Below are 14,896 nucleotides of genomic sequence, written 5' to 3' on the forward strand. Positions count from 1 at the left end.
GAGCGGCCCCGCCGAAGACGACTGCTGAAGAATCGAGAACCCCGCATGACCGCCGCCCGATCCGGCCCGGCCTTCTCCCTCCGCGACATCCCGTTCAGCACACACGGATCCTGGTTCGGCATCTCCCCGGTGCTCGCGGAGCAGACCTACGCCGACGACCTCCACCTGGTCTCCCACCAGAACGGCATGCACGCCGTCCTCCGCCTCGTCCCCCTCGACGCCGCGACCGGCGAGCGGGCCGAGACCCGGGTCACGGCGACCCCGAGCCTGCTGCACTGGACCCATGAGAGCGGGCGCGTCGACCTCGCCTACGAGTCGCCCGACACCGCGCGCCTGCGCGGTGCCGGTCTCGGCCTGCGCATCACCGCGGCGGCCCGGACCCTGACACCTTTCACGGGTACGTACTTCTTCCGTGACCCGGTGGACGGCGCCTACGTGTTCACCTCGTACGAGACCGGACGCCGCTACCGGCTCACCGTCCTGTCGGGCAGCGTGGCCGACGCCACCGGTGAGCAGGCACTGGCCGGCGCCGACCGTGGGCTCACGATCACCGCTCCGGCCGGCGAGAGCTGGGAGGCCGCCGTCGAGGAGTTCGACAGCGCTCGCCCTCCCTACCGCGCCCGAAGCAGCTTCGGTGAAGTCGTGACCGCGGCGGGGCAGGCCTTCACCGACTTCGCCGACCGGGTGGCCCCCTGGCGTTCCGGCCGAACCCCCGCCGCCGAACTCGCTGCCTACGTCCTGTGGTCGGCGACCGTCGACCCGGCGGGCCTCGTCACCCGCCCGGCCGTGCTGATGTCCAAGCACTGGATGGACAAGGTCTGGAGCTGGGACCACTGTTTCAACGCACTCGCCCTGGCGCCCGGAGCGCCCGCGCTGGCGTGGGACCAGTTCTCACTGCCGTTCGACCACCAGGACGACACCGGGGGCCTGCCCGACTCGGTGACCCACTCGGAGGTCCTGCGCAACTTCGTCAAACCCCCCGTACACGGCTGGGCCCTGAGGCGGTTGCGAGAGCGCCTGCCCGGACCTCTCGGCCACGCCGAACTCGCCGAAGCCTACGACCGGTTGGGACGGTGGACGGACTTCTGGCTCACCGTGCGCCGCGCACCGGACGCGACCCTTCCGCACTACCAGCACGGCAACGACAGCGGCTGGGACAACGCCACGACCTTCGACCCCGAACGCGTGGTCGTCACCGCCGACCTCGCCGCCTTCCTCGTTCTCCAGTTGCACGAACTCGCCGCCCTGGCCACGCGACTGGGCCTCGTGGACGAGGCCGGAGACCGGGTTCGTCAGGCCGGGACGATCCAGGCCGCGCTGCTCGACGAGCTGTGGACGGGGGAGCGGTTCGTCGCCCGCGGGGCCGACAGCGGCGACACCTGGGGCAGCGCGAGCCTCCTCGACCTGATGCCCATCGTGCTGGGCGCACACCTGCCCGAGAGCGTGGCCAAGACGCTGGCCGACCGGATCGAAGCACATCTGACCCCGTACGGCCTGGCCACCGAACTGCCCACGTCACGGCACTACCGTCCCGACGGCTACTGGCGCGGACCGATCTGGGCGCCCGCCACCGTCCTGGTCGAGGACGGCCTGCGGCGCAGCGGCCACGAGCGCCTCGCGGACGAGATCAGCGCCCGTTTCCGGTCGCTGTGCGAGAACCACGGCTTCGCGGAGAACTTCGACGCCCTCACCGGCACCGGCCTGCGCGACCGCGCCTACACCTGGACGGCCAGCAGCTACCTCCTCCTCGCCGAAGCCCACGAGCTCCGGTGCACGGCACCACGGCACCAGCCGCTCTGACCGCCGGCGTCGCGTCGGCAAAGCGCCACCCGGACGCGCACCCCGGGCTCCCGAAACCCCCGAGATTCGATAAGGTGTTCCATTTATGGGGGATGACAGGTTAGGGTCATTCCGAACGATCTTGCACGGAGGTGCCCCGGATGGAGAACACCGCGTCCGCCCGCCGGGGCCGTCCCCCGGGGCCCCGGACCGCCGAAGGAGAGCTGACGAGCCGCCAGTCGGCCATCGTCCGCTACATCACGGAGTCGGTCGAACGGCAGGGCTACCCGCCGTCGATGCGGGAGATCGGCCAGGCCGTGGAGCTCGCCAGCACGTCCTCGGTCGCCCATCAGCTCATGGCCCTCGAGCGCAAGGGCGTCCTCTACCGGGACCCGCAACGCCCCCGCGCCTACCGGGTCCGGCCCTCATGGGCACCCGACCTCGGCGGCAGGAGCGAGACGCGGGTGGATGTGCCGCTCGTCGGGCGGATCGCGGCCGGCGCTCCGCTGCTCGCCGAGGAGATGGTCGAGGACGTCTACGCCATGCCCCGCCAAGTCGTGGGCGACGGCGACCTGTTCGCCCTGACGGTCTCCGGCGACTCCATGATCGGCGCGGCGATCTGCGACGGCGACATCGTGACCGTACGACGTCAGGACAGCGCCGATCACGGGGACGTCGTCGCCGCGCTCCTGGACGACGAGGCCACCGTCAAGGTGCTGCGCCGACAGGACGGAGAGGTGTGGCTCATGCCCCGCAACCCGGCCTACGCACCGATCCGCGGCGACCAGGCGCAGATCCTCGGGAAGGTCGTCGGCGTCCTGCGCCTGCTGTAGAGCGGCTGCGCCGACGGGGTCGGGCGACCAGTGCGCCCCCGGGGCGACGGTCCCGAGGTGCCGCCGCCCCGCCCCCTCCCGCGACGCCGTTCCGCGGTGACCCGGGTGCGGGGGGCCCACTCGGATGTACGGGATGTATCGGTTGTACGGGAAGTACGGGTTGTACGGCCTGTGCGCCGGTCAGCGGCCGAGGGCCTTGGTCAGTTCCTGCTTGTTCATCGATGAGCGGCCCTCGATCCCGCGCTTCCTCGCCTCCGCGTAGAGCTGGTCCCGCGTCGGCCCCTCGGCGCCGCTGTGGGAGCGCTCGCCGCCGCGCTGCGAGGCGGACTTCCCGTCCTGCGTGGACGTCTTGCTCGCCGTCTTCGACTCGCCGGCACGGGCCCGTTCCTTGTTCACCGTGCGGGCCGCGATCTCCTTCGCGCGGTCCGTGGAGGTGCCACGCTTCTCGGCGCTCTCCTTGATGTGCTCGTACTGGCGCTCACGCTTGGAGCTGGAACCCCGCGGCATGGCGAACTCCTCCCGGACCGGGAGCGGGCGACTCGGCCGCACCCGCTCTCCGACGCTCTCTGATCGACGGTCCGCGTACCCCCGGCGGCCGGCTTCTCACCCGGATGGCGGATCCATCCCGGAATGCCGGACCCGGTTTTGCTCGAAGAGAGTTTCGAATCCGGGCGAGGGTGCGGCTCTGTCGTCGTGGGCGCCTCGGGAGGTCTTCGCGACGGCACAGTCGGGGGCATGGATCGCTGCCGGAACCCGGATGTCACGGGCCGTCCGGCTAGTCATCTGCAATTTGCTCACGTCGCATACGCAATGTGTGCTTATAAATCGGCGATCTGGTGACTCGAAGTCCCTCACCTGCCGCCGCGTGCGCCGGTGGGGGACCCTTCGCCTGCGGCGAACAGCCGCTCCGCATCACCCCGAGGAGTGACCGTGAGCGTTCGTATCGGAGTGGAGGAGGAGTTCCACGTCCTGGAGGTGGAGAGCGGGCTACTCGTGCCACGCGCCAATTCGCTCCTGCGACGCCTCCCGCGGCATACCTTCACCACCGAACTGCACCAGTCGACCGTGGAGTCGAACAGCCAGGTGCACGCGTCCCTCGACGACCTGTACGCCGACCTCACCGGGACGAGACGGCAGCTCGACGCGGCCGCTTCCTCGCTGGGACTCGCGGTGGTGGCCGCCGGCGCGGCGCCGCTCGCGCCGCCGGCAGCCGCGCACCCCACCGCGGGAGCCCGCTATCGCCGCATGGTCGAGGACTACCGCACGGTCGCCGACGAGCAGCTCATCTGCGGTGCCCAGGTCCATGTGGACGTTCCCGACCGCGACACGGCGGTGCGAGTGATGTGCGCGGTCTCTCCCTGGCTGCCCGTGCTCCTCGCGCTCTCCGCCAGTTCGCCGTTCTGGCAGGGGGCCGACACCGGGTACGGGAGCTGGCGCACCATGCTCTGGCAGCGCTGGCCCACCGCCGGCCCGGTCGGCTGCTTCGCGAGCGCGGCCGAGTACGACGCCACCGTGGGCGACCTCGTCCGGTCCGGGATCATCAGCGACGCGGGGATGATCTACTACGACGTACGCCCCTCCTCGCACCTCCAGACGCTGGAGCTGCGCATCTGCGATTCCTGCCCGCGCGCGGAGACCGTCGTGCTCGTGGCCGGACTGTTCCGCGCCCTGGTCACCGAGGCCCGCGAGAGGCTTCGCACGGACGGCGCCCCCGGCTGCGCAGGCCGGCACGAGTGGCTGCGCGGAGCCTCCTGGCGGGCGGCCAGGGCCGGGCTCGAAGGAGGCCTGGTGGACCCCGAGACCCACCAGGAGGCGCCCGCGGCACGGGTCGTGCGCAGGCTGCTCGCCCGGCTCCGCCCCGCCCTGGAGGCACACGGCGACTGGGAGACCGTCCGCGCGTTGGCGGAGGAGGCCCTCGCCGACGGCAGCGCGGCTCGCCGTATGCGCCACAGCGCCGAGGAAGAGGATCTGCTGGCCTGTGTCGACATGCTGATCGCCGAGACCCGAGGCGAACGCGCCTCCGGCGGCGCGGCGGTCACCCGCCGCAGGAGCCTTCCGCCCGCCGCGGGGGTGACAGACCCCTCCCGCCGGTTCGCACGGCCGCTGACCCGCAGGTGAATCACCATGGACACGGACGACCCATCGTCCTGCGCCGACCGTCCGGCACCCATGTCCCGGCGCTCGGCGCACACCGAACGAAACGGAGGCGGCACGTCATGTGCGGTCTGAGCGGGGAGATCCGCTTCGACGGTCACCGTCCCGATCTCGCGGCCGTCGAGCGCATGAGCGAGCGGCTCGCCGCCCGTGGCCCCGACGGCCGTGGAATCTGGACGCGGGGCGCGGTCGCGCTGGGACATCGGCGACTGAAGATCATCGACCTGTCCGACCTCGCGGCGCAGCCGATGACCGACTCCCGCGCCGGGATCACCGGAGTCTTCAACGGCTGTGTGTACAACTACCGGGAGCTGCGCGAAGAGCTGCGGAAACTGGGACACCGGTTCGCGACGACGTCCGACACCGAGGTGGTGCTCAAGGCGTACCAGCAGTGGGGCACCGCCTGCGTGGAGCGTTTCTACGGCATGTTCGCCTTCGCCCTCGTCGAGCACCGGTCAGGACGCGTGGTGCTGGGGCGCGACCGGCTCGGTATCAAGCCCCTGTACCTGGCACGGACGCCGGGGCGGCTGCGGTTCGCGTCCTCCCTGCCCGCCCTTCTCGCCGCCGGCGAGGTGGACACCTCACTCGATCCGGTGGCCGTCCACCAGTACCTGAGCTGGCACGCCACGGTCGCCGCCCCGCGCACCGTCCTCGGCGGTGTGCGCAAGCTCCCGCCGGCCACCGTGCGGGTCGTCGAACCGGACGGCAGCCAGCACGACCACTGCTACTGGCAGCCGTCGTACACCCGTCGGGACGAGTACGCGGCCATGAGCGCGCACGACTGGCGTGACGCGATGCTGGACGCGCTGCGCACGGCCGTACGCCGGCGGATGGTCTCCGACGTCCAGGTCGGCGTCCTGCTCTCCGGCGGACTCGACTCCAGTCTGATCGTCGCCCTGCTGGCCCAGGAGGGGCAGCGGGACCTGATGACGTTCAGCGTGGGGTTCGAGTCCGAGGGCGGGGAAGCGGGCGACGAGTTCCGGTACTCGGATCTGGTGGCCCGCGAGTTCGGCACCGACCACCGTCGGCTGATGGTGCCCTCCGACCGGGTGTCGACGGCCCTGGACGGCGCTGTCGCGGCGATGAGCGAGCCGATGACCAGCCACGACGTGGTCGCCTTCTATCTGCTGTCCGAGCAGGTGTCGAAGGAGGTGAAGGTCGTGCAGAGCGGACAGGGCGCCGACGAGGTGCTCGCCGGCTACCACTGGTACCCGCGGCTCGCCGAGGCCGCCCGCGCGGACGCGGCCGAGCGGTACGCCGACACGTACTTCGACCGGCCGCACGCCGACCTCGGCCGGATCCTGGAACCCCGCATGCTGCCCGACGACGACGTCTCGGGCCGATTCGTCCGGGACCACATGGCGGTCCCCGGAGCCGAGACGGCCCTGGACGCCGCCCTGCGCCTGGACACGCACGTGATGCTCGTCGACGACCCGGTCAAGCGCGTCGACAACATGACCATGGCCTGGGGGCTGGAGGCACGCGTGCCGTTCCTCGACCACGAACTCGTCGAGCTGGCCGCGGCCTGCCCGCCGGAGCTCAAGCTGGCCGACGGCGGCAAGGGCGTGCTGAAGGCGGCCGGACGTCAGCTGCTGCCCCGGGACATCGTCGACCGGCCCAAGGGCTACTTCCCGGTCCCGGCGATCAAGCACATGGCCGGCCCCGTCCTGAAACGGGTGCGCGAGGCGCTCGAGGCACCCGAGGCGAGGCGGCGCGGACTCTTCCAGGAGCCGTACGTGTCCCAGCTCCTCGAGGCGCCCGACGAGCACCGCACCAAACGGGGAGCGAACGCCCTGTGGCAGGTAGCGTTGCTGGAGATATGGCTTCAGACGCACGGCATCACGTGAGTGACGGGCGGAGCACACCGGCGGCCCCGAGCGACGACCCGGTCGCTCCGCCGCCCCCCGTCACCCGGTCGGCGCAAGCGCGGGGCGCCGCCCCCACCGCCCCGGCCCCGGCGCCGGTTCTCCTGCCCGCGACGAGCGGCCCGCGGGACGCCGTGACGCGGCTGCGCTCCCACGGCTGCTGGTATCCCTCCGCCCACCCGGACGGCTCCGAGGCGGCCTTCATCTGCGACCGGGGCGGTGTCCCGCAACTGTGGGCCGGGCCCGTGGACGGGGGCGAGGTGCACCTGCTCGACTTCCTCCCGGACCCGGTCAAAGAGGTGTCCTGGTCACCGGACGGCCGCTGGATCGCCTACACCACCGCCCCGGGAGGCGGCGAGCACTCCCGGGTGCTGTGCGTACGACCCGACGGCACCGGCCGCCGCGTCCTGGCCGGGGACGACCCGGGCCACACCGCCCACCTGGGCTGCTGGGCGCACGACGGCTCGGCCGTCGCCGTCACGCTCGCCGCACCGGACACCCGCAGGGTCACGAACGGAGCGGCCCCGACCCGGGCGGACGGCGCTCCGCCGACGAACTGGGCCGGCCGGGGCGGCCGGGCGACACTCCTCGGCGGAACTCCGTACGAAACCGCACGGGAGACGGGGCAGGCCGCGACCGCGACCGCGGCCGACGCCGCGGAGCCCCCGGTACCGACGGTCCGACGCGACGGCGGGCTGTCGGCCTACCTGATCGATCCCGACGGGCTGGCGTCCCCCGTACTGCTCGCCACGGAGACGCACGCCGCCACCCTGCGGGTGTGCGACATCAGCCGCGACGGCAGGCTCGTGCTGCTGCGCCGGGGGCCGCGAGGACGGCGGGAGGCGGTCGTCCGGCGCACGGCGGACTCCGAGACGACGTGCACCGTGCCGGTCGCCGACGGCGATCCGTGGATCGGACGGTTCTCCCCCGACGGGCGGACCCTGTGGCTGCGCAGCGACGCCGAACGCGAGTACGCGGCCCTCCTCGCCGTCGCCCTCGGCACCGACGGCCGACCGCACGGCAGATCCGTCGTGGCCGAACGGCCTGACAGCGACCTGGACCTGCTGGCGGTGTCGCACGACGGCCACACCGCCGCGCTGTCCTGGAACGAACGGGGCGCGAGCCGGCTGGAACTCGTCGAGATCCTCCCGGCCCACCGCGCACCGTACGCCCCGCTGCCGACGACGCACGTTCCCCTGCCCCACGAGGTCGTCACCCGCGTCGAGGCGGCCGGTTCGCGGGGACTGCTGTCGGCACTGTCCGGGTCCCAGCGCCGGCCCGGGGTGTGGTCGTCCTTCGAGGGCGTGTCCCTGCTCCGCACCCCCTGGTCCTCCCGCGACGAGGACGCCGTCGGGCCGGTCCGCCCGCCCGTGCGCCCCGTCCTCCTGCGCCTCACCGCGCGCGACGGGCTACCCCTCGGCGGCTGGTACTACCGGGCCCCGGGCCGGCCCCCGGGGGACCCCGCCCCCTGCGTGATCCACCTGCACGGTGGTCCGGAGGAGCAGGAACGCCCGGTCTTCAGCCCGCTCTACCACGAGCTGACCGGGCGGGGACTGGACGTCTTCGCCCCCGACGTCCGAGGCTCCTCGGGGCACGGCAGATCGTTCGTCGACGCCGACCTGGGCGCCGGACGCTTCGCCGCGCTGGACGATGTCGCGGACTGCGCGGCCCACGCGGTGCCCGCGGGCCCCGCCGACCCGACCCGGCTGGCGGTCATGGGGCGCTCGTACGGCGGCTACCTGACCTTCGCCTCCCTCGTACGGCACCCGGACCTGTTCCGCACCGGCGTCGCCGTCTGCGGCATGTCGGACTTCGCGACCTTCTTCGCCGGTACGGAGCCCTGGCTCGCCGAGTCGGCCGCCCACAAGTACGGGCACCCCGAGCGCGACCGCGAACTGCTGCGGGAGCTCTCGCCTATGACGCGCATCGACGCGCTGCGCGTCCCCGTGCTCGCCGTCCACGGCGAACACGACACCAACGTGCCGCCGGGGGAGTCCGAGCAGTTCGTACGGGCGGCGCGCGACCGGGGTGTCCCGGCCGAACTGCTCACTCTGCGCGACGAGGGGCACGACTTCCTGCGCGCGGACAACCGGCGACTGTTCCGCCGGGCCGCCGCGGACTGGCTGGAACGCCACCTGACCGGCTGAACAGCCTCGTCGCCGGTCGCGCGGACCTCGGCGGCAGGGCGGGATCCCCCGGAGAGGTGATCACCGGGGCCCGGCCGGGCCGCCGTCGCTCGTCACGGCAGGCGGCGCCGGCCGGCACGGCTCACAGCCCGGCTACCTTGGCGCTCGCCGACAGCTCGTAGACCAGGGTGACGGTGCGTCGGCCGCCGGGCGGCAGGGACAGGCTCCAGCCGGCGATGCCCTCGGCGTCGATCGTGTCGGGGGCGGGAGAGCAGGCCTCCTTGCGCAGCCGGACCTCCACCGCCGAGACCTCGGAGACCGGGATCCGCTCGCGCAGGACGATCACCCGGTCGCCGTGCTCGCCGGGCGAGGAGAACCGGGACACGTGGAGGCGGACGGTGCGGGTGACCACGGTCCGCTGGGTGAGCGTGGCGGTGTCCCGGCTCTCCTCGGTGTGCCGGACGACCCGGTGGTCGTCGCGGCTGCCGTAGGCGAGTTCGACGGGGGCGTGGGGAGCGGTGAAGTCCAGGGTGCCGCGACCGGTGAACCCGCTGCCCCGGATGAGGTCGACGGGGCCGGCGAGCAGCGCGTGGCCGGACCGGTTGTCGAACCGCGCCACCTGGGTGACCAGTGGGGACAACTCGGGTGCGCAGGCGTACTCGATGCCCGCGGACGTGGTGAACGAGGAGAGCGGCACGCGGTGGGCACGGCCGTCCGAGGGCACGGAGACCGCCGCGGGGGCCTCCAGCACCCGTACCTCGTCGCCGTCGTCCACTCCCGGCAGACCGAGCACCGGAGCCGGCCCCAGGTCCGCGATCTCCTCCTCGCGCAGCTCGACGTCGACGGTGCGGCGCTCGGCGGAGGTGCGGTCCTGGAGCGTCAGCCGGTCCTCGCCCAGCCGGGGTGGCTCGGTGGACTGTGCCGAGCGTGCCGTCGACAGCGTCAGCCGTACGTCGGACCAGTCCTCGCCGGTGCGCTGCCAGACCATCGCGTCGGTCTCCAGCGTGAGGGAGTCGCCGTCGAGCACGGCCCGGTAGGCGGGCCGCCACAGCGCACACGGCGTGAGGTGGCTGAGGCGCAGCCCGGCCGGCCCGGCGACCGCGGCCTCGACGGTCAGTTCGATGTGGCCGACCAGTTCGGCAGGTTGCTCCTCGGCGAGCTCCAGCAGCCGCCAGGTCTCGGCGAGTTCGGAACCGAGGGCGGTCAGCCGGGCTTCCACGGTGCGCAGTTGCTCACCGTGGGAGTCGCGCTCCTCGTCCACCCGGTCCAGTTCGCGGGTCCAGCGGAGCGCCTCGCTCTCTCCTGAACCGGCGCCTTCGCCGATCTCCCGCAGCAGATCGGCGGCGAGACGGCCCAGCGCGTCGAGTCGGGCGTGCAGCCGGTCGCGGCGGCGCCCCAGGGCGAGCGACTCCTCTTCGAGCGTGTGCGCGCGGTGGCGCAGGGCGGAGTCGCCGTCGGCCGGCCGTGGCCCGCGCGGCGTCCAGTCGCGGACGATCCGCACGTCGAGCACGGTCGCCGGGTGTTCGGCGGTCAGCTCGGCGTGGAGGGTTCGGTCGACGGCCAGCGCGCTGACGGGCCCCAGACGCAGTCGCTGGACTCCCGCCTCCAGGTCGAGCACGGTGGTGCGCTCGACATGGGCGCGGTCCTCCAGGCAGGTGACGGCGGTGACGGGGAGGGGAATCGGCTCCGGTGCCATGGACATGGGATGTGTCAGCTCCTGCGGTTGCCGCCGGCCAGCGTCTTGGCGGACGCGATGCGGATCTCGTAGCCGCCGTCGAGGGCGGTGGTGGCGCCGGCGGGCAGGTCCACCCGCCACACGCGGGTGCCAGGTGCGTGCTGCTCCGGGCCCGCGCCGTCCCGGGGAGCCGACCAGTCGGCCCGTTCCTCGATCCGGATGTCCGCGTCGGAGGTGACCGGGACCCGCTCGCGGACCTCGACGGTGACGGTCTCGCCGAGCTGGTTGGCCAGCTCCACGTGGACGCGGTGGTCGAGCACGGTGGTGCTGTTGCGCAGCCCCGAGGTCGACTCGTGCAGGTTCGTACGGCGGGTGACCCGGACGCCCTGGGCCGGGCCGAGCCCCACCCGGCGCTCACCGCCGGGGGCGAGCGTGGGCAGGGCGGTGGTCAGCAGGTAGTCGTCGCCGGCGGTGACCTCCACCGGGCCGGCCAGCAGGGCCTGATCGGTGGAGTTGGAGAGCACCAGCGTCGCGTACACGGTCTGCTCCACCGACGGCACGCAGAGGTACTCGGTGCGCAGACCGACCGGGATCTCGCCGACGGTGACGGTGTGCCAGGTGCCGTCCGAGGGAATGTCCGCGCGGGCGACCGCGTCGAAGCGGTGGTCGAAGGAGCCGGCCGACTCGCGGGGCCGCACGGCGTGTCCGGGCAGCGGCAGCGCGGTCACCGCCTCGGCGCGGCGGCGGTACTCGGCCGCCACCGGATCGAAGGGAGAGTCCGGGAACAGCAGCCCCCGGCGACCACCGTGCTCATCGGCGCCGCTCAACGCGAGCGCGGTGTAGTCGAGTTCGGCGCCGCTCGGCCGTGGCGGACCGGCGGCCGGCGTCGCGGCCTGCGCCGGGGCGGCGCCACCAGGGGCGGCGGGGGGTGCGGCCGCGAAGGCAGGAGCCTGGGGAGCCATGGCCGCGGGCGCCGCGAGGGGCATGCTGCGGGCCCGCCCCCGGCCCCCGCCGCCCGGCCGTGACGGGACCGGCTGCGCGAACTCGTTCGTTCCGCTGCCGTAGGGCTCCGGGTAGGCGCTGCCCGCGCTGCCCGGCGGAGGCGGCGCTCCGTAGCTCGGCGGTGCCGCGGCGAGCGACTCGCCGTAACCCTGCGGTGCCGGCTGCATCGGCGGAACGGGAACGGGAACGGGAACGGGAACGGGAACGGGAACAGGAACAGGAACGGACGTGAAGCCGGCCGCCACGGGCCCGCCCCCGGGTGTCGGGGGAGCGGCGGCCGCGGCCGGCCGAGGGGGTGCCACGTCGTACCCGGCGAACAGGTCGGCCAGGCCCGACGGCGGCTCGCGCCAGCCGGACGGCAGGGGTGCGGGCTGACGGCGTCCGATCCGGAGGGAGCGGAGCCTCGGCAGGTCGGTACGGCGCCGCAGGTCGGCGGTGGCCAGGGCGATGCGTACACCGGTCCAGTCCTCGCCGGTGCGTTGGGCGACCGAGGCGCGCAGCACCAGACGGCCGCTGCTGTCGCCCTGACGGTGGGTGAGCCGGTAGGCCGGGACCCAGACAGCGCCCGGCACGCCGTACTCCAGCTCCACTTCCGCGTCGCCGGAGCCGTCGAGAGTCAGAACCGCCGAGACCGTGGTCTCCACGTGCGCCGCCGGTACGTCGGTCGAGGCGCGGGCGAGCCGGTCGGCGGCCGCGGCGAGCGCGTGCCCGGCGTGGCCCAGCGCCTCCTCCAGCTCGACGAGACGGGTGTGCAGCCCGGTCAGCCGCTCGTCGACGAACTCGGCGAGCTCCAGCCACGCGTCGACCGGAGTGCGGCGGTGCGGGTCGTCGCGTCTGCGGGCCGGCGGGACCGGGCGCAGAGCCTTGACCTCCTCGATCAGACCCAGTTGCCGGTCGCGGCGCCCCTGTGCCGCCGCGCACTCGTCCCGCAGCCGCTCCACCTCGCGCCGCAGCGTGTCGGGGACGGCCTCGGCGAGCGGCTCGGCCTCGACCTCCACCCGGGCCTCGGTGACGCGTACGCCTGGCGTGCCGGTGACACGGGCCCGCAGGGACCCGGGGTCCAGTGAGCGCGGCAGCCCCGTCACCCGCACCCGGCCGTCCGACGGCACGCTGCCCCGGGCCAGACGGCGGCAGACCGCGCCCTGCGCGTACACCACCACCGAATCGAGGGTCGAATCCCACCTCTGTGCCGTTCGAGCCGCCATGTGCCCCGCCCCCCCCGCCGAGTCCGTGCTGAGCGAAGCCTACGCCCGGGCAGTTCGGTCGATGGAGCCGGAGGGGGCGGGACCGTCAGGGGGCGTGACCCTCAGGACCGCCGTCTATCCGCGCTCTGAACTCGGCTCGGCAGTGCCGCCCGAGGGCGTTCTGGCTTTCGTGTGGAGGACCTCCCGGGCCTGCTCCGCCGCGCGGGTTATGCCCTCGGCGACGAAGTCGACGAAGCGGGCGATGTTCTCCAGGCGGGCGGCGGCCGGGGTGTCGGAGCCGAGGACGCCGACGCCCTGCCGTGCGACCTCGGCGAGTTGGATGCTGGACCTGGCACTGGCGATCGTCGACTGATAGAAGACGTCGTCGTCCACGAGGTAGCGCTCGCGGCGGCGTTCGTCCCGTTCCCGGCGGATGAGGCCCTGACTCTCGAGGAACGCGACCGCTTTGGAGACGGACGCCGGGCTGACCTCGAGGCGCTGGACGAGTTCGGACGCGGTCAGGCTGCCCGCGTCGGTGGTGTAGAGGCAGGTCAGCACCCGGGACATCATCTTGGGCAGGCCCTGTCCCATGAGGAGAGTCGTGAACATCTCCTCGTACTCGCGCACGGCCTCGGCGTCGCGTCCATGGGCCGGCGCCGGCGCCTGCGTCCCCCGGGGTGCGGTCTGCCTGCGCTGGTGGGTGCGGCGTTCGGTGGCGCGATGGGCCAGGTCGGCGCGGTAGGCGGTGGGGCCGCCGTTGCGCATCACCTCACGTGTGATCGTCGAGGTCGGACGATCGAGACGTCTGGCGATCTCCGCGTAGGCGAGCCCGTCGGCCAGTCCCAGCGCGATCTGCTGGCGTTCCTGCTGGGTGAGTCTGCCTCCCGGCATGGCGATCTCCTTCGTGCTGCTCGGTGCCTCCAGCATAGCGTTCACTTTCCATCCATTGCAACGAGTCGCGTTTCTGTCGTTGCGTTAGATTTAGATCCGTTGCAACGATTTGTTGCCTCTGACCTGCCTATATATGAATCAGATGCAACGACTATGTTGAGTGATTCTTGAATGCAACGTAGCTTTTCCACTGTCGGAAACAGAAGCCCGAAGGAGAGCACGATGCAGAAGTTCGAAACCCCCGCCCCGATCGCCGCCGTCCTCGACATCCCCGCGGGACGCATCCGGTTCATCGCCGCCGACCGGGCCGACACCACGGTCGAGGTCCTACCCGCGGACGCCTCGAACAGCCGTGACGTGAAGGCGGCCGAGCAGGCCAGGGTCGAATTCGGCGGCGGAGTCCTGCGCGTCGAGGCCTCGGTGCAGAACCGGATCCTCGGCAACTCCGGATCCATCGAGGTGACCGTCCAACTGCCCGCCGACTCCTGGGTCGAGGCGAAGGCGGCCAGCGCCGAATTCCGCGGTGTCGGTCGGCTCGGCGACGTCGTCTTCCAGGGCTCGCAGGGCTCCGTCAAGCTCGACGAGGCCGCGAGCGTCCGCCTCACCCTGCTCGCCGGTGACGTCGCGGTCGGCCGCCTCAACGGCCCCGCGGAGATCAGCACCAAGAAGGGCGACATCCGGATCGCCGAAGCCGTGCGCGGCACGGTGATGCTGCGCACCGACGCCGGCGAGGTGTCGGTCGGCGCGGCCCGCGGAGTCTCCGCCTCCCTGGACGCCGGCACCACCTACGGCCGGATCCACAACACGCTGAAGAACTCCGAAGGCACCACCGGCCTGAACATCCACGCGACCACCGCCTACGGCGACATCGTCGCCCGCAGCCTCTGAGGAGTGATCGTCATGACCAACCCGGCCATCGCGGCGAACGGGCTGCGCAAGTCCTACGGCGACAAGACCGTGCTCGACGGCATCGACCTGGCCGTCCCCGAAGGAACGGTCTTCTCCCTGCTCGGGCCGAACGGCGCCGGCAAGACCACCGCCGTGAAGATCCTCTCCACGCTCATCACCGCCGACGGCGGGCAGGCCCAGGTCGCCGGCCACGACCTCGCCACCGACCCGCAAGCGGTACGTGCCGCGATCGGTGTGACCGGGCAGTTCTCCGCCGTGGACGGTCTGATCACCGGCGAGGAGAACATGCTGCTCATGGCGGACCTGCACCACCTGCCCAAGGCTGAGGGCCGCCGGGTGGCCGCCGAACTGCTGGAACGCTTCGACCTGGTCGAGGCCGCGAAGAAACCCGCCGCCACCTACTCCGGCGGCATGAAACGCCGCCTCGACATCGCCATGACACTCGTCGGCAGCCCGCGGATCATCTTCCTCGACGAGC

The 14,896-nt window shown here is 72.7% G+C and carries 11 protein-coding genes; 7 read left to right on the forward strand and 4 right to left on the reverse strand.

All coding sequences use genetic code 11. The annotated features are described in order from the left end of the window. The first annotated feature begins 45 nt into the window (after positions 1 to 45). Both ABT070_RS30690 and lexA read left to right on the forward strand, forming a co-directional pair. The gene (locus tag ABT070_RS30690) at positions 46 to 1,800 is read left to right on the forward strand and encodes an amylo-alpha-1,6-glucosidase (protein WP_351765273.1); all 1,755 of its coding nucleotides are present in this window, start codon (positions 46 to 48) and stop codon (positions 1,798 to 1,800) included. Between the two features lie 140 nt (positions 1,801 to 1,940). Next, entirely contained in the window at positions 1,941 to 2,612 is a 672-nt protein-coding gene (gene lexA, locus ABT070_RS30695; protein ID WP_351765275.1) for a transcriptional repressor LexA, read from the forward strand. A gap of 180 nt (positions 2,613 to 2,792) precedes the next feature. Here the strand turns inward: lexA and ABT070_RS30700 are convergent, their stop codons facing one another. Further along, positions 2,793 to 3,119, reverse strand: a complete 327-nt coding sequence (locus ABT070_RS30700) for a plasmid stabilization protein (protein WP_351765277.1) — start codon at positions 3,117 to 3,119, stop codon at positions 2,793 to 2,795. Positions 3,120 to 3,542: 423 nt separating this feature from the next. Between ABT070_RS30700 and ABT070_RS30705 the strand changes: the two genes are divergently transcribed. The 3 genes from ABT070_RS30705 to ABT070_RS30715 all read left to right on the forward strand — a co-directional run bounded on the left by ABT070_RS30705 (position 3,543) and on the right by ABT070_RS30715 (position 8,778). Further along, positions 3,543 to 4,730, forward strand: coding sequence for a carboxylate-amine ligase (locus tag ABT070_RS30705; protein WP_351765279.1), 1,188 nt, complete (start codon positions 3,543 to 3,545; stop codon positions 4,728 to 4,730). Between the two features lie 98 nt (positions 4,731 to 4,828). Then, the gene (locus tag ABT070_RS30710) at positions 4,829 to 6,613 is read left to right on the forward strand and encodes an N-acetylglutaminylglutamine amidotransferase (protein WP_351765281.1); all 1,785 of its coding nucleotides are present in this window, start codon (positions 4,829 to 4,831) and stop codon (positions 6,611 to 6,613) included. Next, a complete protein-coding gene (locus ABT070_RS30715; RefSeq protein WP_351765283.1) occupies positions 6,586 to 8,778 on the forward strand; it encodes a prolyl oligopeptidase family serine peptidase in 2,193 nt (730 codons plus the stop codon). Before ABT070_RS30710 ends, ABT070_RS30715 begins: the two co-directional genes overlap by 28 nt. A 121-nt stretch (positions 8,779 to 8,899) precedes the next feature. Here the strand turns inward: ABT070_RS30715 and ABT070_RS30720 are convergent, their stop codons facing one another. The 3 genes from ABT070_RS30720 to ABT070_RS30730 all read right to left on the reverse strand — a co-directional run bounded on the left by ABT070_RS30720 (position 8,900) and on the right by ABT070_RS30730 (position 13,509). Then, complete coding sequence (locus ABT070_RS30720) at positions 8,900 to 10,459, reverse strand: DUF4139 domain-containing protein (protein ID WP_351765285.1); 1,560 nt, start codon at positions 10,457 to 10,459, stop codon at positions 8,900 to 8,902. An 8-nt stretch (positions 10,460 to 10,467) separates the two neighbouring features. Then, the gene (locus ABT070_RS30725; RefSeq protein ID WP_502990187.1) at positions 10,468 to 12,594 is read right to left on the reverse strand and encodes a DUF4139 domain-containing protein; all 2,127 of its coding nucleotides are present in this window, start codon (positions 12,592 to 12,594) and stop codon (positions 10,468 to 10,470) included. A gap of 159 nt (positions 12,595 to 12,753) precedes the next feature. Then, on the reverse strand, positions 12,754 to 13,509 hold the full coding sequence (locus ABT070_RS30730; RefSeq protein WP_351765303.1) for a helix-turn-helix domain-containing protein: 756 nt from the start codon (positions 13,507 to 13,509) through the stop codon (positions 12,754 to 12,756). Positions 13,510 to 13,731: 222 nt separating this feature from the next. On the opposite strand from ABT070_RS30730, the gene ABT070_RS30735 reads away from it, so the two are divergent. After that, positions 13,732 to 14,397 (forward strand): DUF4097 family beta strand repeat-containing protein, encoded by a 666-nt coding sequence (locus ABT070_RS30735; protein ID WP_351765289.1) that lies wholly within the window; start codon positions 13,732 to 13,734, stop codon positions 14,395 to 14,397. 12 nt (positions 14,398 to 14,409) lie between these two features. Beyond that, positions 14,410 to 14,896 (forward strand): ABC transporter ATP-binding protein (locus ABT070_RS30740; RefSeq protein ID WP_351765291.1); only part of this gene is annotated, 487 nt, incomplete at its 3' end.

The organism is Streptomyces sp. NPDC002884 (assembly GCF_040295245.1).
Classification (GTDB): domain Bacteria; phylum Actinomycetota; class Actinomycetes; order Streptomycetales; family Streptomycetaceae; genus Streptomyces.

Excerpts from the sequence above, each read along its gene's own strand:
- ABT070_RS30690 (WP_351765273.1), top strand. The coding sequence starts at position 46 with ATGACCGCCGCCCGATCCGGCCCGGCCTTCTCCCTCCGCGACATCCCG.
- lexA (WP_351765275.1), top strand. The coding sequence starts at position 1,941 with ATGGAGAACACCGCGTCCGCCCGCCGGGGCCGTCCCCCGGGGCCCCGG.
- ABT070_RS30700 (WP_351765277.1), bottom strand. The coding sequence starts at position 3,119 with ATGCCGCGGGGTTCCAGCTCCAAGCGTGAGCGCCAGTACGAGCACATC.
- ABT070_RS30710 (WP_351765281.1), top strand. The coding sequence starts at position 4,829 with ATGTGCGGTCTGAGCGGGGAGATCCGCTTCGACGGTCACCGTCCCGAT.
- ABT070_RS30715 (WP_351765283.1), top strand. The coding sequence starts at position 6,586 with ATGGCTTCAGACGCACGGCATCACGTGAGTGACGGGCGGAGCACACCG.
- ABT070_RS30720 (WP_351765285.1), bottom strand. The coding sequence starts at position 10,459 with ATGTCCATGGCACCGGAGCCGATTCCCCTCCCCGTCACCGCCGTCACC.
- ABT070_RS30730 (WP_351765303.1), bottom strand. The coding sequence starts at position 13,509 with ATGCCGGGAGGCAGACTCACCCAGCAGGAACGCCAGCAGATCGCGCTG.
- ABT070_RS30735 (WP_351765289.1), top strand. The coding sequence starts at position 13,732 with ATGCAGAAGTTCGAAACCCCCGCCCCGATCGCCGCCGTCCTCGACATC.